General features: G+C 69.7%; 23 protein-coding genes and 3 pseudogenes. 9 read left to right on the top strand and 17 right to left on the bottom strand.

What is annotated here, in order from left to right; all coding sequences use genetic code 11:
* Positions 1-65: 65 nt before the first annotated feature.
* From OIE13_RS11685 to OIE13_RS11670, 4 genes are all read right to left on the bottom strand, one after another.
* Positions 66-1,664 carry a glycoside hydrolase family 13 protein gene (locus OIE13_RS11685; protein WP_326640192.1) on the bottom strand — a complete coding sequence of 533 codons (1,599 nt, stop codon included), beginning with the start codon at positions 1,662-1,664 and terminating at the stop codon, positions 66-68.
* A gap of 38 nt (positions 1,665-1,702) precedes the next feature.
* Positions 1,703-2,683 (bottom strand): carbohydrate ABC transporter permease, encoded by a 981-nt coding sequence (locus OIE13_RS11680; RefSeq protein WP_326640194.1) that lies wholly within the window; start codon positions 2,681-2,683, stop codon positions 1,703-1,705.
* A 16-nt stretch (positions 2,684-2,699) separates the two neighbouring features.
* Complete coding sequence (locus OIE13_RS11675; RefSeq protein WP_326829975.1) at positions 2,700-3,617, bottom strand: carbohydrate ABC transporter permease; 918 nt, start codon at positions 3,615-3,617, stop codon at positions 2,700-2,702.
* 72 nt (positions 3,618-3,689) lie between these two features.
* The gene (locus OIE13_RS11670) at positions 3,690-5,063 is read right to left on the bottom strand and encodes an ABC transporter substrate-binding protein (RefSeq protein WP_326640198.1); all 1,374 of its coding nucleotides are present in this window, start codon (positions 5,061-5,063) and stop codon (positions 3,690-3,692) included.
* Between the two features lie 507 nt (positions 5,064-5,570).
* Between OIE13_RS11670 and OIE13_RS11665 the strand changes: the two genes are divergently transcribed.
* Positions 5,571-5,858 (top strand): Fe-S cluster assembly protein HesB, encoded by a 288-nt coding sequence (locus OIE13_RS11665; protein WP_326640200.1) that lies wholly within the window; start codon positions 5,571-5,573, stop codon positions 5,856-5,858.
* Between the two features lie 198 nt (positions 5,859-6,056).
* On the opposite strand, the gene OIE13_RS11660 is transcribed toward OIE13_RS11665, so the two are convergent.
* Positions 6,057-8,372 (bottom strand): phosphoketolase family protein, encoded by a 2,316-nt coding sequence (locus tag OIE13_RS11660; RefSeq protein ID WP_326640201.1) that lies wholly within the window; start codon positions 8,370-8,372, stop codon positions 6,057-6,059.
* 186 nt (positions 8,373-8,558) lie between these two features.
* Here OIE13_RS11660 and OIE13_RS11655 point away from each other — a divergent pair, with 186 nt between their 5' ends.
* A complete protein-coding gene (locus OIE13_RS11655; protein WP_326640203.1) occupies positions 8,559-9,746 on the top strand; it encodes an FAD-dependent monooxygenase in 1,188 nt (395 codons plus the stop codon).
* 226 nt (positions 9,747-9,972) lie between these two features.
* Here OIE13_RS11655 and OIE13_RS11650 read toward each other — a convergent pair whose 3' ends face one another.
* Genes OIE13_RS11650 through OIE13_RS11640 form a run of 3 tightly spaced genes read right to left on the bottom strand, consistent with a single transcriptional unit; the run spans position 9,973 to position 12,232 of the window.
* Positions 9,973-11,703, bottom strand: a complete 1,731-nt coding sequence (locus OIE13_RS11650; RefSeq protein ID WP_326640205.1) for a SulP family inorganic anion transporter — start codon at positions 11,701-11,703, stop codon at positions 9,973-9,975.
* A complete protein-coding gene (locus tag OIE13_RS11645; protein WP_326640207.1) occupies positions 11,700-12,035 on the bottom strand; it encodes an ArsR/SmtB family transcription factor in 336 nt (111 codons plus the stop codon). Before OIE13_RS11645 ends, OIE13_RS11650 begins: the two co-directional genes overlap by 4 nt.
* A 2-nt stretch (positions 12,036-12,037) precedes the next feature.
* On the bottom strand, positions 12,038-12,232 hold the full coding sequence (locus tag OIE13_RS11640; RefSeq protein ID WP_326640210.1) for a hypothetical protein: 195 nt from the start codon (positions 12,230-12,232) through the stop codon (positions 12,038-12,040).
* 293 nt (positions 12,233-12,525) lie between these two features.
* Between OIE13_RS11640 and OIE13_RS11635 the strand changes: the two genes are divergently transcribed.
* Positions 12,526-12,693, top strand: coding sequence for a DUF3073 domain-containing protein (locus tag OIE13_RS11635; protein WP_326640212.1), 168 nt, complete (start codon positions 12,526-12,528; stop codon positions 12,691-12,693).
* A gap of 360 nt (positions 12,694-13,053) precedes the next feature.
* Positions 13,054-14,079, top strand: a complete 1,026-nt coding sequence (gene speB, locus OIE13_RS11630) for an agmatinase (protein WP_326640213.1) — start codon at positions 13,054-13,056, stop codon at positions 14,077-14,079.
* Between the two features lie 5 nt (positions 14,080-14,084).
* Here speB and OIE13_RS11625 read toward each other — a convergent pair whose 3' ends face one another.
* Complete coding sequence (locus tag OIE13_RS11625) at positions 14,085-14,534, bottom strand: hypothetical protein (protein WP_326640215.1); 450 nt, start codon at positions 14,532-14,534, stop codon at positions 14,085-14,087.
* Between the two features lie 382 nt (positions 14,535-14,916).
* Between OIE13_RS11625 and OIE13_RS11620 the strand changes: the two genes are divergently transcribed.
* From OIE13_RS11620 to OIE13_RS11610, 3 genes are all read left to right on the top strand, one after another.
* Entirely contained in the window at positions 14,917-15,969 is a 1,053-nt protein-coding gene (locus OIE13_RS11620; protein ID WP_326829974.1) for a CHAP domain-containing protein, read from the top strand.
* A gap of 87 nt (positions 15,970-16,056) precedes the next feature.
* Positions 16,057-16,995 (top strand): siderophore-interacting protein, encoded by a 939-nt coding sequence (locus tag OIE13_RS11615; protein ID WP_326640219.1) that lies wholly within the window; start codon positions 16,057-16,059, stop codon positions 16,993-16,995.
* A gap of 268 nt (positions 16,996-17,263) precedes the next feature.
* Entirely contained in the window at positions 17,264-19,102 is a 1,839-nt protein-coding gene (locus OIE13_RS11610; RefSeq protein WP_326640221.1) for a glycoside hydrolase family 15 protein, read from the top strand.
* 54 nt (positions 19,103-19,156) lie between these two features.
* On the opposite strand, the gene cbiE is transcribed toward OIE13_RS11610, so the two are convergent.
* Both cbiE and OIE13_RS11600 read right to left on the bottom strand, forming a co-directional pair.
* Positions 19,157-20,386, bottom strand: a complete 1,230-nt coding sequence (cbiE, locus tag OIE13_RS11605) for a precorrin-6y C5,15-methyltransferase (decarboxylating) subunit CbiE (protein WP_326829973.1) — start codon at positions 20,384-20,386, stop codon at positions 19,157-19,159.
* 275 nt (positions 20,387-20,661) lie between these two features.
* On the bottom strand, positions 20,662-21,228 hold the full coding sequence (locus tag OIE13_RS11600) for a TIGR03618 family F420-dependent PPOX class oxidoreductase (RefSeq protein WP_326640224.1): 567 nt from the start codon (positions 21,226-21,228) through the stop codon (positions 20,662-20,664).
* Between the two features lie 70 nt (positions 21,229-21,298).
* Between OIE13_RS11600 and OIE13_RS11595 the strand changes: the two genes are divergently transcribed.
* A complete protein-coding gene (locus tag OIE13_RS11595; RefSeq protein ID WP_326829972.1) occupies positions 21,299-21,772 on the top strand; it encodes a low molecular weight protein-tyrosine-phosphatase in 474 nt (157 codons plus the stop codon).
* Between the two features lie 109 nt (positions 21,773-21,881).
* Here the strand turns inward: OIE13_RS11595 and OIE13_RS11590 are convergent, their stop codons facing one another.
* The 6 genes and pseudogenes from OIE13_RS11590 to OIE13_RS11570 all read right to left on the bottom strand — a co-directional run.
* Positions 21,882-22,031: a hypothetical protein gene (locus OIE13_RS11590; RefSeq protein WP_326640227.1), complete on the bottom strand. Its 150-nt coding sequence runs from the start codon at positions 22,029-22,031 to the stop codon at positions 21,882-21,884.
* Between the two features lie 114 nt (positions 22,032-22,145).
* Positions 22,146-22,931, bottom strand: coding sequence for an ABC transporter ATP-binding protein (locus tag OIE13_RS11585; protein WP_442811600.1), 786 nt, complete (start codon positions 22,929-22,931; stop codon positions 22,146-22,148).
* A gap of 548 nt (positions 22,932-23,479) precedes the next feature.
* A pseudogene (locus tag OIE13_RS11580) lies at positions 23,480-24,085 on the bottom strand (RNA-guided endonuclease InsQ/TnpB family protein); the annotation flags it as partial.
* A 19-nt stretch (positions 24,086-24,104) separates the two neighbouring features.
* Positions 24,105-24,467: pseudogene (locus tag OIE13_RS36635) on the bottom strand (transposase); the annotation flags it as partial.
* A 133-nt stretch (positions 24,468-24,600) separates the two neighbouring features.
* The gene (locus OIE13_RS11575; RefSeq protein ID WP_326640229.1) at positions 24,601-24,777 is read right to left on the bottom strand and encodes a hypothetical protein; all 177 of its coding nucleotides are present in this window, start codon (positions 24,775-24,777) and stop codon (positions 24,601-24,603) included.
* A gap of 26 nt (positions 24,778-24,803) precedes the next feature.
* Positions 24,804-25,114: pseudogene (locus tag OIE13_RS11570) on the bottom strand ((2Fe-2S)-binding protein); the annotation flags it as partial.
* A 22-nt stretch (positions 25,115-25,136) separates the two neighbouring features.
* On the opposite strand from OIE13_RS11570, the gene OIE13_RS36630 reads away from it, so the two are divergent.
* A complete protein-coding gene (locus OIE13_RS36630; protein WP_326640230.1) occupies positions 25,137-25,274 on the top strand; it encodes a hypothetical protein in 138 nt (45 codons plus the stop codon).
* The last annotated feature ends 36 nt before the right edge of the window (positions 25,275-25,310 follow it).

Below are 25,310 nucleotides of genomic sequence, written 5' to 3'. Positions count from 1 at the left end.
CGCGCGGTCCCCGACATCGGCACCGATGGCGGCACTCCCCTGCCCTCGCCCCCCGGGGGCGCGGCTCAGGTCACCCGGAGCCAGACGGCGGCGTCGGAGGGGAGCCTGTCACCCTCCAGCGGGCCGCTGGCCAGCAGGACCGACTCGTGCTCCGGCAGGGACACCGGCTCCGAGCCGAGGTTGACCACGCAGATCAGGCCCGACTCCCGGCGGAAGGCCAGCACCCCCTCCCCCGCCTCCAGCCAGGCCAGCGTGCCGTCACCGAGCAGCTCACGGCGAAGGTGCAACCCGGTGCGGTAGAGGGTGAACATGGACGCCGGGTCCGCGGCCTGCACCTCGGCCGTCAGCGCCTTCCACTCCGGCGGCTGCGGCAGCCACGGCTGCCCCGCGCCGAACCCGAACGGCGGCTCGTCACCCGACCACGGCAGCGGCACCCGGCAGCCGTCGCGGCCGGGGTCGGTGTGGTCGGAACGGACCCAGATCGGGTCCTGGCGCAGCTCGTCCGGCAGGTCCTCCACCTCCGGCAGCCCCAGCTCCTCGCCCTGATAGACGTAGAGCCCGCCGGGAAGCGCCATCGCCAGCAGAGCGGCCGCACGGGCCCGCCGCTCGCCCAGCACCGGATCCGACGGCATGCCGTGCTTGCGGTCGGCGTGGTCGAAGGAGGTGTCGGCCCTGCCGTACTTGGTCACCGGGCGGGTCACGTCGTGGTTGGACAGTACCCAGGTGGGGGGCGCGCCCAGCGGGATGTGCGTGGCCAGGGTCTCCTCGATCGACCGGCGCAGCGCGTCGGCGTCCCAGGTGCACGCCAGGAAGTCGAAGTTGAAAGCGGTGTGCATCTCGTCGGGGCGCAGGTAGAGCGCGAAGCGCTCCTGGTCGGGCAGCCACACCTCGCCGATCAGGATCCGGTCGTCGTACTCCTCGGCCACCTGGCGCCAGCCTCGGTAGATGTCGTGTACGCCGTCGAGGTCCGTGTATGCCTCCTGTCCTCCCCCGCCGTCCATGTCCTTGACCAGCAGGGCGGCCGAGTCGACCCGGATGCCGTCCACACCCCGGTCGAACCAGAAGCGCAGCACGTCGTGGAACTCCTCGACGACCTCGGGGTTGGCCCAGTTGAAGTCGGGCTGCTCGGGGGCGAACAGGTGCAGGTACCACTGGCCGTCGGCGACCCGGGTCCACGCGGAGCCGCCGAAGATCGACTGCCAGTCGTTGGGTGGCAGCTCACCGCCCGCTCCCCTTCCCTCACGGAACAGGAAGCGGTCGCGCTCGGGCGATCCGGGACCGGCCTCCAGCGCGCGCACGAACCACTTCTGCTGGTCGGAGCCATGGTTGGGGACGATGTCGGTGATCGTCTTGATACCCAGGGCATGCGCCTCGGCGATGAACTCCTCCGCCTCGGCGAGCGTGCCGAACGATGGCTCTATGTCACGGTAGTCGGCCACGTCGTATCCACCGTCGGCCATCGGCGACGGGTACCAGGGGTTGAGCCAGATCGCGCCGACGCCCAGGTCGGAGAGGTATGGCAGGCGCGCGCGAAGTCCCGCGAGGTCGCCGATCCCGTCGCCGTCGCCGTCGGCGAAGCTCCGGAGATAGACCTGGTAGATCGCGGCTCCCCGCCACCATGCTTCGGGGTCCGGGGTCGCTCCCGGGAAGGTGCTGCCGGACATGCTGGAACAACTCCTTGCGGTTGAAGTGGATAACGAGGTCAGCCCTTGAGACTGCCGGCGGTGAGGCCGGCCATGATGCTGCGCTGGAAGATGAAGAAGACCACCATGGTCGGGATGCTCGCGATCACCAATGAGGCGATCAGCACGTTCTGCGGCATCTGCGCCGAGAGCGAGGCGATGCCCACGCTGATCGTCATCTTCTCCCCGTCAGGCAGCACGAGCAGCGGCCAGACGAAATCCTTCCAGACGTTGACCACCGAGAGGATGGACACCACTCCGAGGATCGGCCGGGAGACGGGAAGCACGATCGACCACAGGATGCGGGCGGGAGAGGCGCCGTCGATCTGGGCGGCCTCCAGCAACTCCCGGGGGATCGAGTCGAAGAAACGCTTGAGCAGGAAGATGAAGAACCCGTTGGCCGCCGCGGGCAACCAGATCACCCACGGGGTGTTCAGCAGGTCCCAGCCGAAGATCGGCATGTCCTTGACCGTCAGGTAGGCGGGCAGCAGGATGACCATCGGCGGGATCATGAGTGTGGCCAGCATCAGCGCCAGGACCACGTTGCCCAGCACGGGCCGCAGCTTGGACAGCGCGTAGGCGGCCGAGACGTCGATGGCCAGCGTGAACAGCCAGGCGCCGCCGGCGTAGACGACGGTGTTGGTGAGGAAGAGCCCCAGGTCGAGCTGGTCCCACGCCTCGGCGTACACCCCGAAGTCGAAGGAGGTGGGAAAGAAGCTCGGCGGGATCTGGGCGAGCTCCTCGGGGGTCTTCAGCGCGCCGGTGACCATCCAGTAGAGCGGGAACACGAACGCGGCGGTGAAGGCCACCACCACCAGGGTCAGCGTGATCCGGTAGATCAGCCGCCCGCGCGGGGTGTTGAGCGTGTGCGGGGAGACCAGGCTGCGAAACTCCCTGGGCGCCTCCTTGGCCGCGCGCGGCCGCCTGCCCCTTCCTCCGGAGCCGCGCTTCGGAGGAAGGGCGGGAGCCGGGCGAGGTGATTGGACTGCGAGGTTCGACATCGGCTCGGCTGCCTCCTTAGCTCTGGTCGTCCCGCGACAGGCGCAGGTAGAAGGCGGAGAACACCATCAGCACGACCATGAGCATCAGCCCGAGCGCGCCTCCGGCGCCGAAGTCACCGAAGTTGAAGGCGTACTGGTACATGAGGTAGGCGACGGTGAGCGTCGCGTTCTCCGGGCCGCCGCCGGTGAGCAGGTACGGCTCGATGAAGACCTGCATGGTCGCCACGATCTGCAGCAGCAGCATCACCAGCAGGATCAGCCTGGTCTGCGGGATCGTGACGTGCCAGACCCTCTTGAAGATCCCGGCACCGTCCAGTTCGGCGGCCTCGTACAGCTCGCTCGGGATGCTCTGCAGCGCGGCGAGGTAGATCAGCGTGCCGGTTCCCAGGTTCATCCAGGTGGAGACGATCACGAGGGAGATCAGCGCGGTGTCGGTGGAGTCGAGCCAGCTCAGGGCCGGCAGGTGCGCCAGATCCAGGATCTGGTTGAACAGTCCGGCGCCCGGGTCGTAGAACCACTTGAACAGCAGCACCCCGACGGCCGGCGGCAGCATCACCGGGAGGTAGACGATGAACCGCAGGTAGGCCCGCGCGTGTCGCAGCTCGTTGAGGACGATCGCCGCCACGAAGGGGATGACGTAGCCGAACACGAGCGCAAGACCGGTGAAGGCGAGGGTGTTGAGCCACGCGTCGGCGAACGCCGAGTCCTCCGTCACCGTGCGGAAGTTCCCCAGGCCGACCCAGGTCGGATCGTCGACGAAGTTCGTCTGCTGGAAGCTGAGCAGTACCTCCCGCACCATGGGGTACCAGGAGAAGAAGGCGAAGCAGATCAGCGCCGCGCAGAGGAACCCGTAGGCGGTCAGGTTGCGTCGCAGCCCGCGCCGGAACGCTCCCGGCCCCCGCCTCCGTGAGCCTTTCACGGTCATTGTGGTCATCGGTCGACTCCCGATTTCGACATGAGTGTCGGGGTGCCGGCCCGTCGGGCCGGCACCCCGGGTGTCAGAAGGTCAGCTCGACTTCGCGAGAACCTTGTTGGCCTTGGCCTCGGCGTCGGCCAGGAGCTTGTCGATGTCGGCGTCCTGCCTGGTCAGCACCGCCGACATGGGCACGTCGAGGATCGCGTAGAGCTCCTGGGACTTGGGCGGCTCAAGCTTGTTCTGGATGGTCGCCGATCCCTCCACGAAGGGTGTGAAGTTCTCCACCGGCACCGTGGCGTTCGTCTTGCGCAGTTCGGTGATCTCCTTGCCGGGCGCGGTGTCGCCGTACAGGTCGGGGATCGGCAGGCCGACCGGGCGGCCCTGCTGCTTGCTGCGCGCGTAGTCGAACTGGCCCTGGCCCGGGGTCAGCTCGTGAAACTCCAGCCACAGCATGGCGGCCTTGATCTTCTCGGGCGTGGCCTTGGGGTTGATCATGTATCCGTCGCCGCCGTTGAGCGAGGCCCTGGCCTCGGGCAGGGCGGTGACCCCGTAGTTCTCGAACTTGCCCTTGAAGTCGTTGTTGACCGTCTGGACGACATCCGGGGCGCCGATCATCATGCCGAGCTTGCCGCCGCCCATCATCCTCATCAGGTCCTCCCACTGGAGGAGCTGCTTGGTACCCATGCTGTTGTCGGTCCAGCGCATGGTCTTGAGGTTCTCCAGGACGGCCTTGCCCTCCGGGCTGTTGAACGCCGCGGTCTTGCCGTCGGGGGTGACCATCTCGCCGCCACGCCCGTAGAGGGAGGCGGCGAAGTGCCAGCCGCCGGTGTTGCCGGCACTGTACTCACCGAATCCAACATATCCGGCACCGAGCCCGGAGATCTTCTTCGCGGCCTCACGCACCTCGGCCCAGGTCTTGGGCGGCGCGGCGGGGTCGAGACCCGCCTCGGTGAACAGCTTGCGGTTGTAGACCAGGCCCATGGAGTAGTTGTTCCTGGGAAGGCCGTAGACCTTGTCGCCTTCCTTGAAGATGCTCATGACGTCGGGCCGCAGGTCGCCCAGCTTGGTGACACTGCCGACGTACGGGCTGATGTCGGCCGCCTGGCCCGCCGTGATGATCTTCTTTACATCGGTGTAGTAGACGTAGAAGACGTCCTCCATCGTGCCGCCGGCCAGCTTCGCCTGGAAGGTGTCCGGGTTGATGCAGGGGAAGGCGTCCTTGCTGTCGATCGTGATGTTCGGATGCAGTTTCCGGAACGCGGCGACGTCCTCGTCCCAGGCGGTTCGCTCCAGCGGGTTGCTCTTCGGCGGCTGGCAGCCGACGGAGATCGTGACCGGAGCATCGGCCCCAGCGGCGCTCGGACTGGTTTCGGCGGCCTTGGATCCGCTGTCGTCGTTGCCGCACCCGGCGGCGGTGAGCGCGATGGCTGCGGCGAGCAGCATCGAGAGCTTGGGAGATTTCATCCGAGGCACTCCTTGGCGGGTCGGTTGCGAGAAACATATAGAGACGCGCAGGAAGTAGCAAGAGGCCGTCAATTCAGATGCAAAAAAGTGACAGCGATCGGCCGGCCATCTCGCCGCAACACCCCGTCGTGAGCGAACAACCGCTATGACCTGCGGATATACAGTGGTGACACGGAATGGAGTCATCCGCATGCAAGAAGATGCTTGATGACGTCATTTTCCTGTCGGAACTTTCAGCAAGCGGTTGCTGGGCGCCGCACCGCCCCAGGGGGCCCAACGGAGCCCGATACGCCTCCCGCCGCGGTGTCCCCGGTTCGCCCCCGGGTGGGACCCCGCCCTGATCGCCTGCGCAAGGCGGCCGGGCACATCGAGCGTCTCGGCCAAAAGGGCTGATCCGCCGGCACAACCGGGGCGTGACCGCCGCGGGAAAATCCGGGCGGATGGTTGGGCCGGATGAGAGCGGGCAAGGGCGAAGAGTTCAACTCCCGATACCGACAAGGAGTAGCAATGCTCACATTGACGGACATCGCAGCCCAGGTAATCCGGGATCTCAGCTCACAGGTGACGGACTCTCCCGATACCGGGGTCCGCATCTCGTCCCAGAGCGACGGCACCGGATCGCTCATGCTCTCGATCGCCGAACACCCCGAGTCCGCCGACAGGGTGGTGGAGTCGGCAGGCGCACGGATCTTCCTCGACCCGCAGGTCGTGGACATGCTGGACGACAAGTCACTGGACGCCGACGTCGACGAGGGTGGCGGCGTCGCGTTTCTCGTCACCGAACAGCCTCACTGACCATCCGCCGTGAAACCGGCACGCGTGCCGGCCCCCATGGGGGCCGGCACGTTCACGCGCTTGAGAGCCGGGGACCGCGGCCCCTTTCTCACCGTCCCTGTGGACGCACCGTTCCCCGGGGAGGGTGCCCGACCTCCCCGGGGAACGGTGCGGTCCCGGGGGCAGGGTCGCGGTCAGGGGCGTGGGCAGGGGCGCCGGTCAGTACGGCCAGGTCCAGTCGCGGATCTCGGCGGGGTCCTCGCCGTACTCACGGGTGTAGGCGCGAGCGCTCAGCCGGCGGTCCATCATGTGCTGACGCAGATGCGCCGACCGCTCCGCCAGCCCGGGAACCCGGTCGATGACATCCATGACCAGGTGGAAACGGTCGATGTCGTTGAGCATGGCCATGTCGAACGGGGTGGTGGTGGTCCCCTCCTCCTTGTAGCCGCGCACATGGATGTTGTCATGGCCGTGGCGCCGGTAGGTCAGCCGGTGGATCAGCCACGGATAGCCGTGAAAATTGAAGACGACCGGCTTGTCGGCGGTGAAGAGCGTGTCGAACTCCGCGTCCGACATGCCGTGCGGATGCTCGCTCGGCGGTTGCAGCCGCATCAGGTCCACCACGTTGACCACCCGCACCTTCAGCTCGGGCAGGTACTCGCGCACCAGGGCCGCCGCCGCCAGCGTCTCCAGCGTGGGCACGTCCCCCGCGCACGCCAGCACCACGTCCGGCTCGGTGCCGGCATCGCTGCCGGCCCACTCCAGGATGCCCAGGCCCCGGGTGCAGTGCGCGATCGCCTTGTCCATCGGCAGCAGGTCCAGCACCGGCTGCTTACCCGCCACGATCACGTTGACGTAGTCACGCGAGCGCAGGCAGTGATCCGCCGTCGACAGCAGCGTGTTGGCGTCCGGCGGCAGGTAGACCCGCACCACCTCGGCCTTCTTGTTCATCACCACATCCAGGAATCCCGGATCCTGATGACTGAAACCGTTGTGATCCTGACGCCACACATGCGATGACAGCAGGTAGTTCAACGACGCGATCGGCCGCCGCCAGTGAATCTTACGGCAGGCCTCCAGCCATTTGGCGTGCTGGTTGAACATCGCGTCGACGATATGGATGAATGCCTCGTAGCAGTTGAAAAGCCCATGACGGCCGGTCAGCAGGTACCCCTCCAGCCAGCCCTGGCACAGGTGCTCGCTGAGCACCTCCATCACCCGCCCGCCCCTGGCGAGGTTCTCGTCGGTGGGCAGGATCTCGGCGTCCCAGGCCCGGTCGGTGACCTCGAAGACCGCCGACAGCCGGTTGGACGCCGTCTCGTCGGGGCCCATCAACCGGAAGTTGTCGGGGTTGGCGGCGATCACGTCACGCAGGAACGTCCCCAGCACCCGGGTGGGCTCCGTCGACACGCGAGCGGGAGCCTTCACCTCGACCGCGTAGTCGCGGAAGTCGGGCAGCTCCAGCGGCCGCAGCAGCTCACCGCCGTTGGCGTGCGGATTGGCGCTCATCCGCAGCGGCCCCTCGGGGACCGTCTCCAGGACCTCCGCCACCGGGTGGCCCCGGCCGTCGAACAACTCCTCCGGCCGGTAGGAGCGCATCCACTCCTCCAGCATCGCCAGATGCTCGGGACTGTCACGCACCCTGGTCAACGGCACCTGATGCGCCCGCCATGTCCCCTCCACCGGCAGGCCGTCGACCTCGCGCGGCCCCGTCCACCCCTTCGGCGTCCGCAGGACGATCATCGGCAGGCGGTCGGCCCGTCCCTGCCGGTAGTCGGCGATCTGGTCGAACACCCGCTCCAGGGTCTCGGCCATCAGCATGTGCATGACCTCGGGGTCGTCGCCGGAGACGAAGTGCGGCCGGTAGCCGTACCCCTCCATCAGCTTGACCAGTTCCTCCTCGGGGATCCGGGCCAGCACGGTCGGGTTGGCGATCTTGTAACCGTTCAGGTGCAGGATCGGCAGCACCACCCCGTCGCAGGCGGGGTCGAGGAACTTGTTGGAGTGCCAGCTGCCCGCCAGCGGCCCGGTCTCGGCCTCGCCGTCACCGATGACACAGGCCACCACCAGGTCCGGGTTGTCGAACGCGGCTCCGTAGGCATGGGCCAGGGCATAGCCCAGCTCACCGCCCTCGTGGATCGACCCCGGTGTCTCGGGCGCGACGTGGCTGGGTATGCCGCCGGGAAAGGAGAACTGCCGGAACAGCCGCTGCATCCCCCGAGCATCCTGCCCCACATCCGGATATTTCTCGGTATAGGAGCCCTCCAGCCAGGCATGCGCCACCGCCGCGGGACCGCCGTGGCCGGGACCGACGACGTAGATCATGTCCTGGTCGCGTTCGGTGATGATCCGGTTGAGGTGGGCGAAGCAGAAGTTCAGCCCCGGCGTGGTCCCCCAGTGCCCCAGCAGCCTGGGCTTGACGTGCTCGGGTCGCAACGGCTCGGTCAGCAGCGGGTTTGCCAGCAGATAGATCTGACCGACGGACAGGTAGTTGGCGGCGCGCCAGTAGGCGTCGACGTGCGCGAGTGCGTCCATACATCGACAATTCCTCCGCTGAGGCATTCCAATCTCGATGCGGCGGACGCGTTCACCCGTGCGACAAGGACGGGCGGAAGGGCACCCGCGCCGGGCGGCCGCGAGGTGGGCCCCTCGCACCACCGTGATCACCTGTTCCTCCTGCCCCATTACCGTATTGGGATGGAATGTACGAAGATCTCCAGAGTGAGAATCGCCATCATCGGCGGAGGTCTCGGCGGGCTGGCCGCTGCCCTGCTGCTGCGGCAGGCCGGTGTCGAGGCAGTCGTGTACGAGCAGACCGCCGAGCTGCGTGAGGTCGGCGCCGGGATCGTGGTGGGCCCCAACATGGTCCGCCCCCTGGCGCGGGCCGGGCTCGGCGAGCGACTGGCGTCCTTCGCCGTACCACTGGAGGCCGGCTGGGAGTTCCGGCGCTGGCAGGACGGCCGGGTGCTGTTCTCCCAGCCGATGGGCGAGGAGTGCCGGCGGATGTACGGCACCGACTGCTACGTCGCGCACCGGGCCGACCTGCTGGAGATGCTGCTGGAGGCGCTGCCCTCGGACACGGTCAGGGCCGACCGGCGGCTGGAGACCCTGCGCCAGGACGGCTCCGAGGTCGAACTGGTCTTCACCGACAGCCGGGGCGAGAAGACGACGGTGACCGCCGACGGGGTGATCGGCGCGGACGGCATCCACTCGGCGGTACGGCCCACGGTCGTCGAGGAGGCGCCGCCGCGTTTCTCCGGGCTGTGCGCCTACCGGTGCCTGGTCGAGGCCGAGCAGGCACCGGAGCTGGCGCTGCGCCGGGTGCAGACGCTCTGGCTGGGCCCGGGCCGCCACTTCGTCCACTACCCCATCAGGGACAGAAAGCTGATCAACATCGTCGCGATCGTGCCCGCCGGCGAGTGGCGTGTCGAGTCGTGGACCGCCGAGGGGCGTATCGGAGACCTGGCGCGCGAGTTCGAGACCTGGGACCCTCGGCTGAGGCAACTGGTCGCCTCGGCCACCGAGACCAGGCGCTGGGCCCTGTACGACCGCAGCCCCCTGGATCGCTGGACATCCGGGCGGGTGGCCCTGCTGGGTGACGCCGCCCACGCGATGCTGCCCTTCTTCGGCCAGGGAGCCGCCCAGGCGGTCGAGGACGCGGTGGTCCTCGCGAGCTGCCTGCGCGACGCCACCCGCGAGACGGTGGCACAGGCGCTGGTCCGCTACGAGGAGATCCGCCGGCCCCGGGCCTCGCAGGTTCAGCTGATGAGCCGTGGCCGCGAGGTACAGAACCACCTGCCCGACGGGCCCGCCCAGCTGGAGCGCGACGCGGCCTTCGCCGGCGGCGACCCGCTCCGGCAGAACGCCTGGCTCTACGGCCACGACCCCGAGACGACCATGGCAGGCTGAACGACCCGGCCGGGCGGCCGGGCTCCCGCCTGCCCGGGGCGGGAGCCCGGCGGCGCGGCGGTCACCGCACCTCGCGCACCCCGCCCAGGAACCTGTGGGCGATCATCACGAGGGCGAGGAAGAACTCCTTGATCTTGATGTTCGTCCAGCCGGGAAACAAAATAACGGGGCAGTCGGCGGGCGGGGCGGATTCCCCTTCGCGGCGCTCAGCGGCGCGCCCGGCCGTTCACGGTCCGGCCGTGACATCATCCCGGCACTCGGCGGACGTCCTCGACCGCGGCCCTCCCTCGGCGACACCGGTGAGCAGGTCACGGGCGTGCATGATGGCGGCGGGGGTGTCGGAAAAGATCAGGCCATCGCGACGCAGATGGTCGGCCACACCGAGCGCGGCCAGAACCTGATCGTGACCGGGCCGGATGCCGGACAGCAGCACGACGATGCCGCGGTGTTCCAGATCGGTGATCACCTCCCCCAACACCCGCGCCCCGGTGGCGTCGAGAGTGGAGACACGGGACATGCGCAGGATCACCACGCGCGTGTCGGCGACCTCCGACAGCTCCAGCAGGAAACGGTGGGCGGCGGCGAACACCAGCGGCCCGTCGAACCGGTAGGCGACGATGTGCTCCCGCAGGAGCCGGTACTCCTCCTCGCTGTGGTCACCGCTCTCCAACGGCACCCGCTGCACCTGCGCGTTCCTGACGATGGCGCGCAGCGCCAGGACGATCGCCGTGCCAATGCCGACGGCGACCGCGGTCACCAGGTCCACGACGACCGTGACGACGAAGGTGAGCAGCATGACGAGCCCGTCACCACGTGTCGCGCGGGCGATGGCGCGCAGCGAGCCGACCTCGATCATCCGCACCGTCGTGGCCAGCAGCACACCGGCCAGCGCCGCCAGCGGGATGTGCCCGACGACTCCGGACGCGGCGAACACGATCACCGCCAGCACCACCGCGTGGGTGAGCGCGGCAAGGCGGGAACGGGCGCCCGAACGGACGTTGACCGCGGTGCGGGCGATGGCGGCGGTGGCCGGGATGCCGCCGAACAGCGGCGCGGCCAGGTTGGCGATGCCCTGGCCGAAAAGCTCGCGGTCGGGGTGGTGTCTCTCGTTGACGCTCATCCCGTCGGCCACGGAGGCGCACAGCAGGCTTTCCAGGGCCGCTAGCGCGGCGACGGCCAGCGCCGAGGGAAGCAGCGCGGCTATCGCGCCGGTGTCGAGGAAGCCCAGCGAGGGGGCCGGCAGGCCGGCGGGAAGCGCTCCGATGCGGGCGACATCAAGGCCGGCGAAGGCGGTGACCATGGTCGCCAGCGCCACACCGATCAGCGAGAAGGGCAGGCCGGGCCGTAGGCGGGCGCCGACCAGCATAAGGGCGGCCACCGCCACTGCCATCACCACGGGCACCGGGTCGGGGGCGGCGGCGAAACGGGCGACGGCCTCGGCGGCCACCCGCCAGACCTGCTCCCCCTCCACTCCCGAGACCCCGAGGGCGGCGGGCACCTGCTGCAGCGCGATCACCACCGCGATCCCGGCGGTGAACCCCTCGATGACCGAGGTGGGGATGAACTGAACGTAGCGGCCGACCCTGGCCACGGCGAGCCCGACCAGCACCACCCCGGCCAGCAGCCCGACCATCAGCACACCGCGTGCGCCGAACTGGTGCACGATCGGCACCAGCACCACGGTCATCGCGCCGGTCGGCCCGGAGACCTGCAGGTTGCTCCCGCCGAAAACCGCCGCGAGCGTCCCGGCGACGATCGCGGTGACCAGACCCGCCTGTGCCCCCATCCCCGAACTGACCCCGAAGGCCAGCGCGAGGGGCAGCGCCACGACCGCCACGGTCAGCCCGGCCAGCAGATCCCGTCGCGGATCACGGCGCGCGGGCGCCCAGTCGGCGCGAGTGGGCAGCAGACCCGACAGGCGGGCCCACCACCGTCCAGCGGCGGTGGACGTGCTCACCCGCGAGCCTCGGCGCGCAGCTCGGCGAGCAGCTCACCCTGCCCGGCGAGCAGTTCGGTGAGGATCGATCGCGCCGCGAACATCAGGGTGGCCACGTCCGGGGTGGACAGCGCGTACACGACGGTGGCGCCGTCCCGGGTGGCGGTCACGAGCCCGGCGCGGCGCAGCACCGCCAGCTGCTGGGAGAGGTTGGACGCCTCGACATCGATGGCACTCAGCAGATCCCGCACCGGCAGGGGGCTGTCCTGCAGCAGCTCCAGCACCCGGACGCGGACCGGATGGCCGAGGGTGCGAAAGAGCTCGGCCTTGGCCTGGTGCAGTGGCACCGGCATGATCATGCGGCCCCGACGGCTGGCCCGCCATCGGAGTGTCGTACCTCGACGCCGTGCCGGTCGGCGATGCGCAGCAGGTTCTCCAGCCTTCCGGACAGGACCTCGACCCCGTGATCGTCGGAAGCCTGGCGCATGAGCTCCAACTCGCCGTCGACATCCGCTATGCGCGCTCTTAACTCCGCCGCGAACTCGCTCACGCCCCCACCTCCTGTGGACCAGGTCAATCCTCCGGCGTCCGGTTTACCGGTACACCCTTCCTGATGATGTGCCAAATTGCATAATTCTTCAAATCGTAATGACGTTGGCTATGATGGCCGGAGCCGTTTTCCACAGGTCTCCGGCCGGTTCGAGCCCGATCAATGACGGATCGACCGCGAAGCGGGATACTTGGTACGGCTACCGCGGGCTGACCTGCGGCGTCAGAGCGCGCCAGCCGGCGATGCGACAGTGACGAGAGGCCGAGCACGGCCTGCGTGAGGGAGTACAGCCAATGGGACGGGGCCGAGCCAAGGCGAAGCAGACGAAGGTTGCTCGCGAGCTGAAGTACAGCAGCCACAGCATGGATCTTGACCGGTTGCGTAAGGAGTTGGGCGCCGGTGACGATCCCGCGCCGGAGAGCGAGGCCGACGACCCTGTCGGCGAGCCGACAGGCAGGTAGGACTGGTTGCGCGGGTTTCGCTGATCGAGGGAACGGCCCGTGCCCCCGAGCACGACGGCGAATCCCGCGCAACATCCTGCAACATCATTGAGGCGGCCGGCCAGAGCTGCTTACCGTCACGGTTGTGCGATGCCGCCAGACGGCGGGTCACATCCCCGTACGGCGCGTCGACGGAGAGCTCTGGCGGGTTTCACCTCATCGAGACGGTGACCGGCCGCCCTTCCCCCCGGACACCGGGATCCGCCAGTTCACACGCCGTGGCCCCGGGAAGAATCACCGGCTCCCGCGAGGTCACGCCTCGCCGAGGCGGAAAGTCTCCCTGGGCCACGGCCACCACCCATCACATGCGCCGGAGAGGCCTTGACGAACCGCTACGGGGCCCAGTTCGGGCCCGACATCACCTTCCTCGGCGTCGAACGGTGCTCGCTGGAAGAGCCCGCGAGCTACGCGGGCGCCGACATCGTGATCGTTGGGGCGCCGTTCGACGGCGGCACCTCGCACCGGCCGGGAGCGCGCTTCGGGCCACAGGCGATCCGGATGACCGACTACCTGCCGCACGACGGGGCGCGCCCCAGCCTGGCACTGCGCACCGACGGGCTGCGCGACCTGCGCGTCCTGGACGCCGGTGACGTCGAGATGCCGCCCGGCGACATCCTGGCCGCGCTGGCCGCGCTGGAGGCCGCCGTCGAGAAGGTGGCCCGGGCCGGAGCCATCCCGGTGATCCTGGGCGGTGACCACTCGATCGCCTTCCCCGATGCCAAGGGCGTGGCCAACGTCCTCGGGCACGGCCGGATCTCGATGATCCACTTCGATGCCCACGCCGACACCGGCGACATCGAGTTCGGCTCGCTGTGGGGGCACGGGCAACCGATGCGCAGGCTCATCGAGTCGGGGGCGCTGCGCGGCGACCGGTTCCTGCAGATCGGCCTGCGCGGCTACTGGCCGCCGCCGGAGACGCTGGACTGGATGGCGGAGCGCTCGATGCGCTCGTACGAGATGACCGAGATCGTGCACCGCGGCCTGACGGAGTGCCTCACCGAGGCCTTCGCCATCGCGACCGACGAGTGCGACGGTGTCTTCCTGTCCGTCGACATCGACGTGTGCGACCCGGGTCACGCGCCGGGCACCGGGACGCCCGAGCCCGGCGGCATCACCGCGCGCCAGCTCCTCGACTCCGTACGGCGCATCTGCCTGGAGCTGCCGGTCGTCGGAGTCGACGTGGTGGAGGTCAGCCCGCCCTACGACCACGCGGACATCACCGCCGCGCTGGCCAACCGCGTGGTTCTCGAGGCGTTGAGCGCGATCGCCCGGCGGCGGCGCGACGCCCGGGACGGTACGGCGTGGAACCCGCTGCTCCCCCTGCTCGCCGACCGCCCGGACCGCTGAGAGGTCTACCTGGTTCTCGGGCGGTTGCCCCACCTGGGCTTGCGGAACAGGTCGCGCCGCTCCAGCAGGTAGACGAGCTTCGAGGCCGCGAGCCTGACGGCCTCCTCGTGCCGGTGACGCTTCTGCGGGACGGCGGCGCTCCAGCGCTCCAGCAGGAGGGCGATCTCCTCGGCGAGTTCGCCGATCACCCGGTAGCGGGTGCTGAAGGCGTAGAGGTCCCCGTGCACCGCGTTCACCGGACCCTCCTCGACCCGGTGGGCGAGCGGCCTGACCCTGCTGAGGATCCCGGCCTCCATCGCCGGGGTGACCGGTGCCCTGCGGGCGTCGCCCTCCGGCACCATGATGAGGGCCCGGACCCGCGCGACGGCCAGGACACGCTCGGCCTGCGGGGTCGCGGGGTGCTCGGCGAGGTCCAGGAGGCGGCGGAGGGTCTCCTGTGTCTTGTCGTCGAACATGGAAACCCACTCCGCCTTCGCGTCCGGTGTTTTCGCCGGACCGGGAGGTCGGGTCTCGACGTCGGCACCCGCGCATACCGCGCATGTGCGATCACATGCTATTCGACCCGATGGGCATGGGCGGATCCTGGTGTGCCCCCGGTCACCCGAGGTGACCTCGTACTCTCGCACGCCGTGCCCGCCCCGGCCACCGGTCGATACTAAAGGACGCGAGGCCGGGTTTCATCCCTTTTGTCGAATACGGTATTCAACAGCCCTGCAACCCTGCTTTTTATGCAAATAGCCTCACTTCTCAGTTTTTCTGCGAATACAGTCCAGCTCTATCGGACGGCGCCCCCCTTCGCGGAAGGGCGGAGGAGAGTGGACGGGGTGGCTCACGGCCATGGATCCGATCGGTGACGATCTGCTCAGAATCATCAGGCCCGAGATCGGGTACCGGGAGGGGCCCGGCCGGCACAGCAAGTTCGGTGAGTGGTACGCGGCCAACGTGGTTCAGGACCCGCAGTACGAAACGGCCCCCTGGTGTGCGATGTTCATCGCCTGGGCCGCGGAGAGGGCCGGCGTGCCGGAGTACGTCGGGCAGTTCGCCTGGACCCCGTCGCAGGCCCGCTGGTTCGAGACGAACGGCGCCTGGTCACGGACACCCGAGCCGGGTGCCCTGGTCTTCTTCGACTGGTCGGGCGGCAAGGACATCAAGGGGATCGACCACGTCGGTGTCGTCGAGAGCGTCGAGGGTGGAACGATCCACACCATCGAGGGGAACGTCGACCGGGTCTGGCTGAAACGCAAGACACGCGACCAGAGCAAGGTCGTGGGCTACGGCCTGCCGCGCAAGGTCAAGGAGAACCTGACGGGCGCCGCGTCGGACACGGACGGCAGCACCCCGCAGACGGTCGGCCGAATCGAGGTCCGCCCGGCACCCGCCCCGGGCTCCACGGCCCTGGCCGATACCTCCGCCATGTCTCCCGTCTCCGTGGAGACCGCCATGGTCGCGGGGCTGCTGACCTTCGTCCTCGGCACGTCGTTCGTCCTGTCCCGGCTGCGCCCCCGCGTCTCGGCGGGACGGCACCGCATGAGGAGCGGGCGGCAGGAACCTCGGCGGCGGGCGGAGCGATCAACCGGCGGAGCGCCCCCGGCCGAGGCCGCACTCTCCCCGGCCGGGGCATCCAAGGCCGAGATCGCGCTCTCCCCGGCCATGGCGTCCAAGGCCGAGGCCGCACTCTCCCTGACCGGGGCATCCGAGCGAGACAGGACGGGCAGACCGGACACCACTCCCCACAACTACGAGACGCTCCGGGTGAGCAGGCCGGGCTGGGCGCACGAGCCGTACCGCGCGGAGCGCGCCGGCCGCCCACGGTCCGTCATCGGACGCACCCCCGAGACCTCCGCCCCCGAGACCTCCGCCCCCGAGACGGAGGCGTGCCGGGCCGCGTGACTCCCCGGCGGGCACAGACTCACGGGTTGATTAATAAGGTTAGGCAAAGCTAAGTTACTGGGAACGGCATCTCCCAGTAAAGGCGGCATGATGACAGCGGGCGGCGAGCAGACCCTGGAGCGCACGGCGGAGGTTCCGGTCTATCGAGGCCACCACGTGGAGGTTCTGCGGACGGCGCGGCTCAGCCCGAGCTTCGTCCGGGTCACCTTCGGCGGCGAGGACCTGGCGGGCTTCGCCGACAAGGGCTTCGACCAGCGGATCAAGGTGATCCTCCCGCTGCCGGACGGCAGCCTCACCCCCCTGGGCGACGGGGACGACTGGTACCGGCGGTGGCGCGCGCTCCCGCAGGAGCTGCGCAACCCGATCCGCACCTACACCGCACGAGCCGTCCGGCCGGAGCGGCGCGAGATCGACGTCGACTTCGTCCTGCACGGCGAGACCGGCCCCGCCTCCCGGTGGGCGACCCATGTGACCCCCGGCGACCGGGCCGTGGTGGTCGGCCCCAACGCCGCCTACCCCGGCCCCATCGGCGGCCAGGAGTGGGCACCGCCCGCCGGGGCGTCCCACCTGCTGCTGGCCGGGGACGAGACGGCCGTGCCCGCCATCGCCACGATCGCCGAGTCGCTCTCCGGCTCCGTGCCCGCCACCGTGCTGCTGGAGGTCCCCGAGGCCGCCGACGCGCTCACCCTCGATGTCCGGCCGGGTGTGCGGGTCACCTGGCTGCCCCGCGAGGGTGCCCGCCACGGCGACCTGCTCATCCCCGCCGTCCGCGACGCCCTGAGCGCGCTCGTCGCCCCGGCGGGCACCGTCCCCGACGCCGCCCCGCTGGAGGACGTCGACGTCGACGCGGAGATCCTCTGGGAGGTCCCGGACTCCTCCGCGGGCGACGGCCTGTACGCCTGGCTGGCAGGCGAGGCGGGGATGGTCAAGCTGCTCCGCCGCCAACTGGTACGGGAGGCGGGAATCGACCGCTCCGCGGTGGCCTTCATGGGCTACTGGCGGCTGGGACGGGCGGAGAGCGCCTGAGTCCGCCGGTAAAGGCCCCCGGTGACACACGACCGAGCGGATCCAAGGGGTCGTTGCGACCCCCGAACGGATCCTGAACGGCCCCCGAACGGATCGGTGTCGCGACGATCCCTGTGGTGCGGCAGTGAACCCAGGTCGTCACCGGGGCCTTTACCACTCCTTACCCGAAAATCTGCCGACTCCTTGACCCGGGACGGAGCCGGACGGGTGCCCGGGCCGCGTAGCTTGAGGGCGTAGGATGCCCTGCTCGCGACCTGGGAGGGCCGACATGACAGCAGCACGGTCCGTCCCCGAGGATCCGGCGGGCACCCCCGGATACCCACCCATCGCCGACCACGGGCTGATCGGTGACCTGCGCACCGTTGCGCTGGTGGACACCGGCGGCACGATCGACTGGTACTGCTGCCCACGCTTCGACGCGCCGAGCGTGTTCGGCTCGATACTGGACGCCACCCGGGGCGGATCGTTCGAGCTGAGCACCGATGTGCCCGCAAGGACCAGACAGTTCTACTTCCCCGACACCAACGTGCTGATCACCCGGTTCTCCGCGGCCGATGGGGTGGGCGAGATCCAGGACTTCATGCCGGTCACCGACGACTGCGGCGAGTGCGACCGGCACCGGCTGATCCGGCGGGTGAGGTGCGTGCGGGGATCGCTGCAGTTCCGGGCGCGGGTGGCTCCCCGGTTCGACTACGGCAGGCAGTCCCACGTCCTGAGCATGCGGGGCGGCCGGGCGGTCTTCGAGTCACCGTCGCTTTGCCTGGCCCTCTCCTCCAGCACCACCCTGGAGGCGGACGGCCAGGACGTGCGCTCGGAGTTCAAGCTCAACGAGGGCGAGTGGGCGGTGTTCGCCCTCGACAGGTTCGGCGCCGACGTGGCACCGCGTCCGTGCCCGATCGAGGAGGCCGAGGAGCAGTTCACCGCCACCGTCGCGTTCTGGCGCCGCTGGCTGTCGGCGTCGCGCTACCGCGGCCGGTGGCGGGAGATGGTGCACCGCTCCGCGCTGACGCTGAAGCTCCTCACCTACGCGCCCACCGGCGGGATCGTGGCCGCCGCGACGACCAGCCTGCCCGAGCGGATCGGCGGGGAGCGCAACTGGGACTACCGGTACGTCTGGATCCGCGACTCGGCGTTCTGCGTGTACGCGCTGCTCAGGCTGGGCTTCGGCGAGGAGGCCGAGGCGTTCATGGGCTTCCTGTCCAAGCACGTCAGCCGCGACTGCGGCGGCCCCTCGGGGCCGTTGCAGATCATGTACGGCATCGACGGACGCACCGAACTGCCCGAGGTCGAGCTGCCCCACCTGGAGGGCTACCAGGGCTCGGCCCCGGTGCGCGTCGGAAACGCCGCCGTGGGCCAGCTCCAGCTGGACATCTACGGCGCCCTCCTCGACTCGGTCTACCTCTACGACAAGTGGTACCGGCCGATCTCCAGCGCGCTCTGGGAAGAGGTCCACATCCTGGTGGACTGGGTCTGCGACAACTGGGACCGGCCGGACGAGGGCGTGTGGGAGACGCGCGGCGGGCGCAAGAACTTCGTCTACTCACGGCTGATGTGCTGGGTGGCGATCGAACGGGCCATGCGGATGGCCGCCCATCGCGGCCTGCCCGCCGACACGCAGCGCTGGCAGCTGGCCCGCGACGCGATCTACCGGCAGATCATGCGGCGTGGCTGGTCGGAGCGGCTGCGGGCGTTCGTCCAGCACTTCGATGACGACGTCCTCGACGCCTCGGTGATGATGATGCCGCTGGCCAAGTTCATCTCCCCCACCGACCCCAAGTGGCTGTCCACCCTTGACGCGCTCGGCGCGAACCTGGTGTCGGACTCGCTGGTCTACCGCTATGACCCCTCGGTCAGCCCGGACGGGCTACGCGGGCAGGACGGCACGTTCTCGATCTGCTCGTTCTGGTACGTCGAGGCGCTCACCCGCGCCGGGCGCCTGGACGAGGCGCGGCTGGCGTTCGAGAAGATGCTCACCTACGCCAACCACCTCGGCCTGTACGCCGAGGAGATCGGGCAGACCGGCGAGCAGCTCGGCAACTTCCCGCAGGCCTTCACCCACCTCTCACTGATCAGCGCCGCCTTCAACCTCGACCACGCCCTCGGCTGATCCCCGGACCACGGCGCTCGGGTATGAACACGCCCCGCGCCCCAACCGGCCGGCTCAGCGGGCGCTCTCCGGAACCGGCGGCTTGACCACGGTCCAGATCGTGACGGGCGTCATGGGCCGCCAGCCGGTGAAACCACCGACCGGGGCGGCCCTGCTGACCGCCAGCCGGAGCAGGTCTCCACCGAGTTCCCCCTGCCAGGAGGCCAGCACCGCCTCCGACTCGACGGTCACCGCGCCGGCCACCAGCCTGCCCCCCGGCCGCAGCGCCTTCCAGCAGCCCTCCACCACCCCGGGAACGGTCACCCCACCACCGATGAAGGCGGCGTCCGGCGACTCCAGCCCGGCGAGCGCGGCGGGGGCGGCACCGGTCACCACGTCGAGACCGGGAACTCCCAGCGCCGCGGCGTTGCGGGCGATCACGGCCGCCCGTGACGGGTGGGACTCCACCGCGACGGCCCGGTTCTCCGGATGGGCGCGCATCCACTCGACACCGACGCCTCCCGCCCCCGCCCCGACATCCCACAGCAGCTCGCCCGGGGCGGGCGCCAGCCGGGACAGGATGACCGCGCGCACCTCGCTCCCGGTGAGCCGGCCGTCGTGCTCGAACACCTCGTCCGGGAGACCGGGAAGGCGGGGCAGGGGAACGGTCCCGGCCTCCGCACGGCACTCCACCGCGACGACGTTGAGAGCGTGGGTCACCGGCAGGGACCACTGGCCGGCCGTACCGGAGATCACGCGCTCCGCTGCGCCACCCAGCCGTTCCAGGACCGTCATCGCGCTCGCGCCGTAACCTCGGGCGGCGAGCAGCCCGGCGACCCTGGCCGGAGTGTGGCCGTCGGCGCTGAGGACCAGGAGGCGGCGGCCGTCGTGGACGGCGGGGTGCAGCACCTCGACCGGACGCGCGACGAGGCTGACCACCTCGATCCGGTCGACCGCCCAGCCGAGCCTGGCGCAGGCCAGGGAGACCGACGACGGGTGCGGCAGAACTCGGACCCGGTCGGCGCCGAGCAGCCGTACCAGGGTCGCGCCGATACCGTGGAACATGGGATCGCCGCTGGCCAGCACGCACACCCGGCGCCCCCGGTGGGAGGCGATCAGATGGGGCAGGGCGGGCAGCAGCGGGGAGGGCCAGACGACGCGCTCGGCGCCGGGCTCGGGGACAAGCTCCAACTGCCGGGCGCCCCCCATCAGGACCTCGGCGGCGTGCAGTTCGCGCCGTGCCTCCGGGGAGAGTCCGGCCCAGCCGTCGGCTCCGATGCCGACGACGGTGACGAGATCAGACATTGCCCAGCACCCGGGTGGGACGGATCTCGATCACGACGAGCGTGCACAGATGACGTTCCCGCCAGAAGGCGCGAAACTCCTCTTCGCAGTCCTTCAACACCCGCTCCTTCCCGACGCCGTTCTACCGCTCCACCGGGCGACATGCTAGCCCGGCGCCGGGGCCGGCCGCGGATCGCGCCGCCGGACCCGGCGCCGGTCAGCCGTGCGCCGGTCTGACCAGGTCCTCCTCGAAGGGGGGCGCCGAGTCGCCGGTGTGCCCGACCGCTCGCCGCCGCTCAGCTTCCCGGATTGAAGATGACGTCGTCGGGCGTGATCCGCACGGTGATGCGCTGCTCATCCGGCTTCCTGAAGGGATAGGACTCCACACCGAGATACTTGTGCGCCAAGCCGTCGATGACCTCGTCCGCGCCCTCCGGCTCCAACCGGGCCTTCCCCGAGACACTGACCAGGCGATAGGCGTTCTCGGGGTCCAGGACGCTCACCGACACGCGCGGATCCTCGCGCAGGTGGCGCTCCTTGGCCCGGCCCACAGCCGTGTTGAAGACGACATCGTCTCCGTCGACGTCGACCCACACGACCGTGCTGTGCAGCGAACCGTCCGGCCTGGCTGTGGTCACCCAGGCATGGATCGGCTGCTTAAGCAGATTCTTCGCGTCTTCGCTCAATTTTCCCACAGGGACCTCCAGGTCACGGACGATGCCTACAGGGCAATCGAACATCGTTCGCGTGTGATCGATTCCGCCTCCCCCGAGAAACCGTCGGCGGTTCGCGGAACCGGGCACGCGTCCCGCCGGTAGCCGGTCGGAAATCTCCACCGGCGACGTCTCCGGTGCGGAATCCACTTCGGCGACGATCCCCCGACAGCCCGCGCGTTCGGTCGCCGCCCCCCGTGCAGGCGGCATCCTGGTAGGCATGAGTTATCGCATATGCCTGGTGTGCATGGGAAATATCTGCCGTTCCCCGATGGCCGAGGTCGTACTGAGAAAGATCCTCGACGACCACGGCCTGGGAGACCGCGTCACGGTCGACAGCGCGGGCACCGGTGACTGGCACCGGGGCAGTCCGATGGACGCGCGGGCCGCCGAGATACTCGCCGACCACGGCTACGACGGCTCGCGGCATCGGGCCCGGCAGTTCCTGCGCGACTGGTACGGCCAGGTCGACCTGGTGCTGGCCATGGACACCGACAACCTGCGCGCCCTGCGCCGCCTCGCCCCGGACGGCGCGGACGTGCGCCTGTTCCGCTCCTTCGATCCCGCGGCCCCGGAAGGCTCCGAGGTGCCCGACCCCTACTACGGCGAGCAGGAGGGTTTCGCCGAGGTGCTGGAGATGGTCGAGGCCGCCAGTGAGGGCCTGGCCAAATATCTTGTGGCCACACTCAGGTGAGACTCCCCCGGCCGGCCCTTCATGATCGGTGCCGATGTTCGGTTCCCGTTCTGAGGGGCATCAGAGCCACCGCCTTTACAAAGTAAGCCACAGACCTGGCACCCGGAGGTCACACGTCCCTGCGGGCGAGCACGACGAAGACCGCGACGACCGCGAGGACGTACCAGGTGGAGCGGACCGTGCGGAGCAGCCACTCCGCGGCCAGTACATCGACAGCCGGCAGGCCACCCGGCCCCTGGCGCCGCGAAAGGCCGGTCATCGCCCGCCTGCCCGGTACTCGACGCTGGCACCGGTCGGCTCCATGTACGCCTCCTCCAGGGAGGCGCTGCGCGGGGTGACCTCGTGCACGGCGAGGCCGCCCCCCGCGGCCAGGTCACCGATCGCCGCGACGTCCAGTCCCCTGACGTCCAGTCCCCCGCCGGGCTCCGTCTCGACTGTCGCCCCGGCGGCCTCCAGTACGCCGGTGAGCTCGGCGCCCCGGGGGGAGCGCACCAGCGCCCCGGTCATGGCGGGCGGCCAGGTCTCCGACCGTGGTCTCGGTGACCAGCCTGCCACGTCCGATGATCACGAAGCGGTCGGCGGTGAGCTCCATCTCGCTCATCAGGTGGCTGGAGAGCAGCACGGTGCGTCCCTCGGCGGCCAGCGAGCGCATCAGATGGCGGATCCACCGCACACCTTCCGGGTCGAGCCCGTTGACCGGCTCGTCGAACATCAGCACGCCCGGGTCACCGAGCAGTGCCGCCGCTATCCCCAACCGCTGACGCATGCCGAGCGAGAAGCCGCCGACCTGCCTGCGGGCCACCCCTGCCAGGCCCACCTGCTCCAGGACGTCCATCACCCTGAAGATCCCGATCCTGTTGCCGCGCGCCAGGCAGCGCAGGTGGTTGAGGGCGCTGCGACCGCCGTGCACCACGTTCGCGTCGAGCAGCGCGCCGACCTCGTGCATCGGGTACCGCATCGTGGCGTAGCGGCGCCCGTTGACGAGCCCGTGGCCCGAGGTGGGGGCGTCCAGGCTGAGCAGGACACGCATGGTGGTCGACTTGCCCGCGCCGTTGGGGCCGAGGAAGCCGGTGACCAGACCCGGTTTCACCTGGAACGACAGCCCGTCCACCACGGCTTTCTCACCGTAGCGTTTGGTCAGCCTGATGACTTCGATCATGCCGTCGAGGCTCTCGTGAGGCGGGGCGCGTCCGCGTCGGGCCACGGCGGGCACTTCGCGCTCGCCCCCGGGTCCGACGGCGGCGGCCACGGCGCGGAAAGGCGGGCCCCGGGGATGACGTCCCCCGGGTGGAGGCGAACACCAGCGCTCCCGGCGAGATCGCAGGCCGACCCCGGGCGGGAAACGCCTCGGCGAACGACTCATCCGCGAGCAGCGGGCCGAGCGCCTCACGGATACGGATCGCCAGTGTCCCCTTGGGAAACGAAGCCCGCACCATCCGAGCGGTCAGCTCCGGTACACCCTGATCGGCCCGCGGCTCCAGCGACATCCGGACTCCTCCTCGATCGGCGAACAGAGCGATCGTGGCAGCCTCGACTGTCCGTCATCAGCGGTTTGCGGATTTCCCAACGGAGTCCTAAAGGACGGAGATTCCCGCCTGCCGCGTGGGCTTCGGGTGGGTTACTGCTTCGCCGCGCTGCGCCGGGACAAGTCCCGGTCTGTTGAGTCGGCACGGGGCGCGGTGCCGGTGTTGCTACCGGTCCGTTTCCCCGTGCCGCTCGCCGAAGGAGGCGCGGATTCGCCGCCTTCCGGCCGTCCGAGGCGATCGCGAAATGAGTGAGACCCAGGTCGATACCGATCTCGGAGTCCGTCTCGGGCAGCGGCTGGTGCGAGGTCTCGACGACGAACGATGCGAAGTATCGGCCCGCCGGGTCCTTGACCACCGTCACCGACGATGGATCGGACGGCAGTGATCGGGACCGGCGAACCGGAACGTCCCCGATCTTCGGCAGGCGGAGTTTCCCGCCCGGCGTGACTGCGAACCGGGCGTTCTTGGTGAACCGGATCGCTTGCCGGGAATCCTTCCGCGACCGGAACCGAGGTGCGGCAACCTTGCGCCCCTTTCGCTTCCCGGAGATCGAGGCGAAGAAGTTGCGATACGCGGTGTTCAGGTCCGCGAGCGCCTGCTGCAACACCACCGCCGACACCTCGCCCAACCACTCCCGGTCCGGTGTGGCCTTGGCCTGCGTGATGACCCGCTTGGACAGGTCCCCGTCCGAGATGTACGGCAAGCCCTGCTCGCGGGCTTCCTGCCGTGCGCGCAGCCCGTCGTTGAACGCGGATGAGGTTGATCGCGGAGGCGGTGAGTATGACACCGAGGTGGGTCTTGGCCAGGCCGATATAGCGGGATCGGCGCATACCCGCGCGGACTGCTTGGGAGATCGTTCCTTCGACTCCTGCCCGGATCTTGTAGCGCTCTTTCCAGGCGTCGGTGTGTTGTTCGTGCCGGGCGTGTTCCAGCGCCTCGTGCTGGTCGCGGGGGCGGACGGTGAGCCGGCGTAGCCCGATCGTGGCGGTGGTGCACTGTGAGCGCAGTGGACAGGGGCCGCAGTCACGGCTTCGAAAGCGATCTTGATGACCGGTGCGCCGCGGCTGAGCTCCTGCCGCCACCTGCTGCCGGTATGGCCCGCCGGGCAGGTTGCGTGCTGCCGGTCGAAGTCGACGGCGAAGGCGTCCATGCCGAACCCGCGCGGTCATCTCGGGAATCTCTGGCCAAGGCCGCGGCCGCATCGACACCACAGGCTCCTCTCCACCGCCCGGCCAGGGGGACCCGAGCAGAGACAGCACATCCTGGACCAGAAAACGATCAACGCGAAGAAGACACCCCGAATTAGACAACGGAGTCCTTCAGGCCGGAGCACTGGCCCGCATTCTGGTAGCCGATCCGTGCGGCCTCCGCGATCGCCAGCGCCTCGCGGCGGGTGGGAGCGGCGACGGGCTGGCCCGCGTAGCGGACGGTGTGGTCGGGCGGCAGCAGGTCGATGACGTGTGCGGTGTCGGCGGTCACCGAGGTGACGCGGGCATGTACCCGGCCGGAGCGACGTCGCCGTGCTCGGCGCGCCAGGCGTCGACGAAGGCCGCGGCCTCCACCACGAACCCCGGCGTGCAGTAGCCGCACTGCAGGCCGTCGTGGACCGCGAACGCCCGCTGGACGGGGTGGTCGAGGCCCTCCGCAGTGACGATCTCGCGTTCCTCCAGGACGGCGGCGGGCAGCAGACAACTCGCCTGGGGCGTGCCGCCCACCATGCCCGTGCAGGCGCCGCAGACTCCGGTGCGGCAGACGGCCTTGGCGCCGGTGAGACCGAGCCCGTCGCGGACGACCAGGTGACGACGGCGCTCGGCATGGCGGGCGCCGGGGAGGGGCCGGTGCTCAAAGCCCAGGTGATGGCCCTGATCTCGACGGCCCATGGCCTCGCAGAACTCGCGGTGGCCGGGCAGTTCGCGCACAAGGGACTCGGGTACGAGGACATCGTCGACGTCCTCGTGGCCCCCCACGGAGGGTGACGGCCCAGATCCCGGACGCCTCCTGACGCCGCCGCG

The organism is Streptosporangium sp. NBC_01810, assembly GCF_035917355.1.
GTDB lineage: Bacteria > Actinomycetota > Actinomycetes > Streptosporangiales > Streptosporangiaceae > Streptosporangium.
The sequence above is the reverse complement of the archived record's forward strand: the minus strand, read 5'-3'. Positions and strand labels throughout refer to the sequence as shown.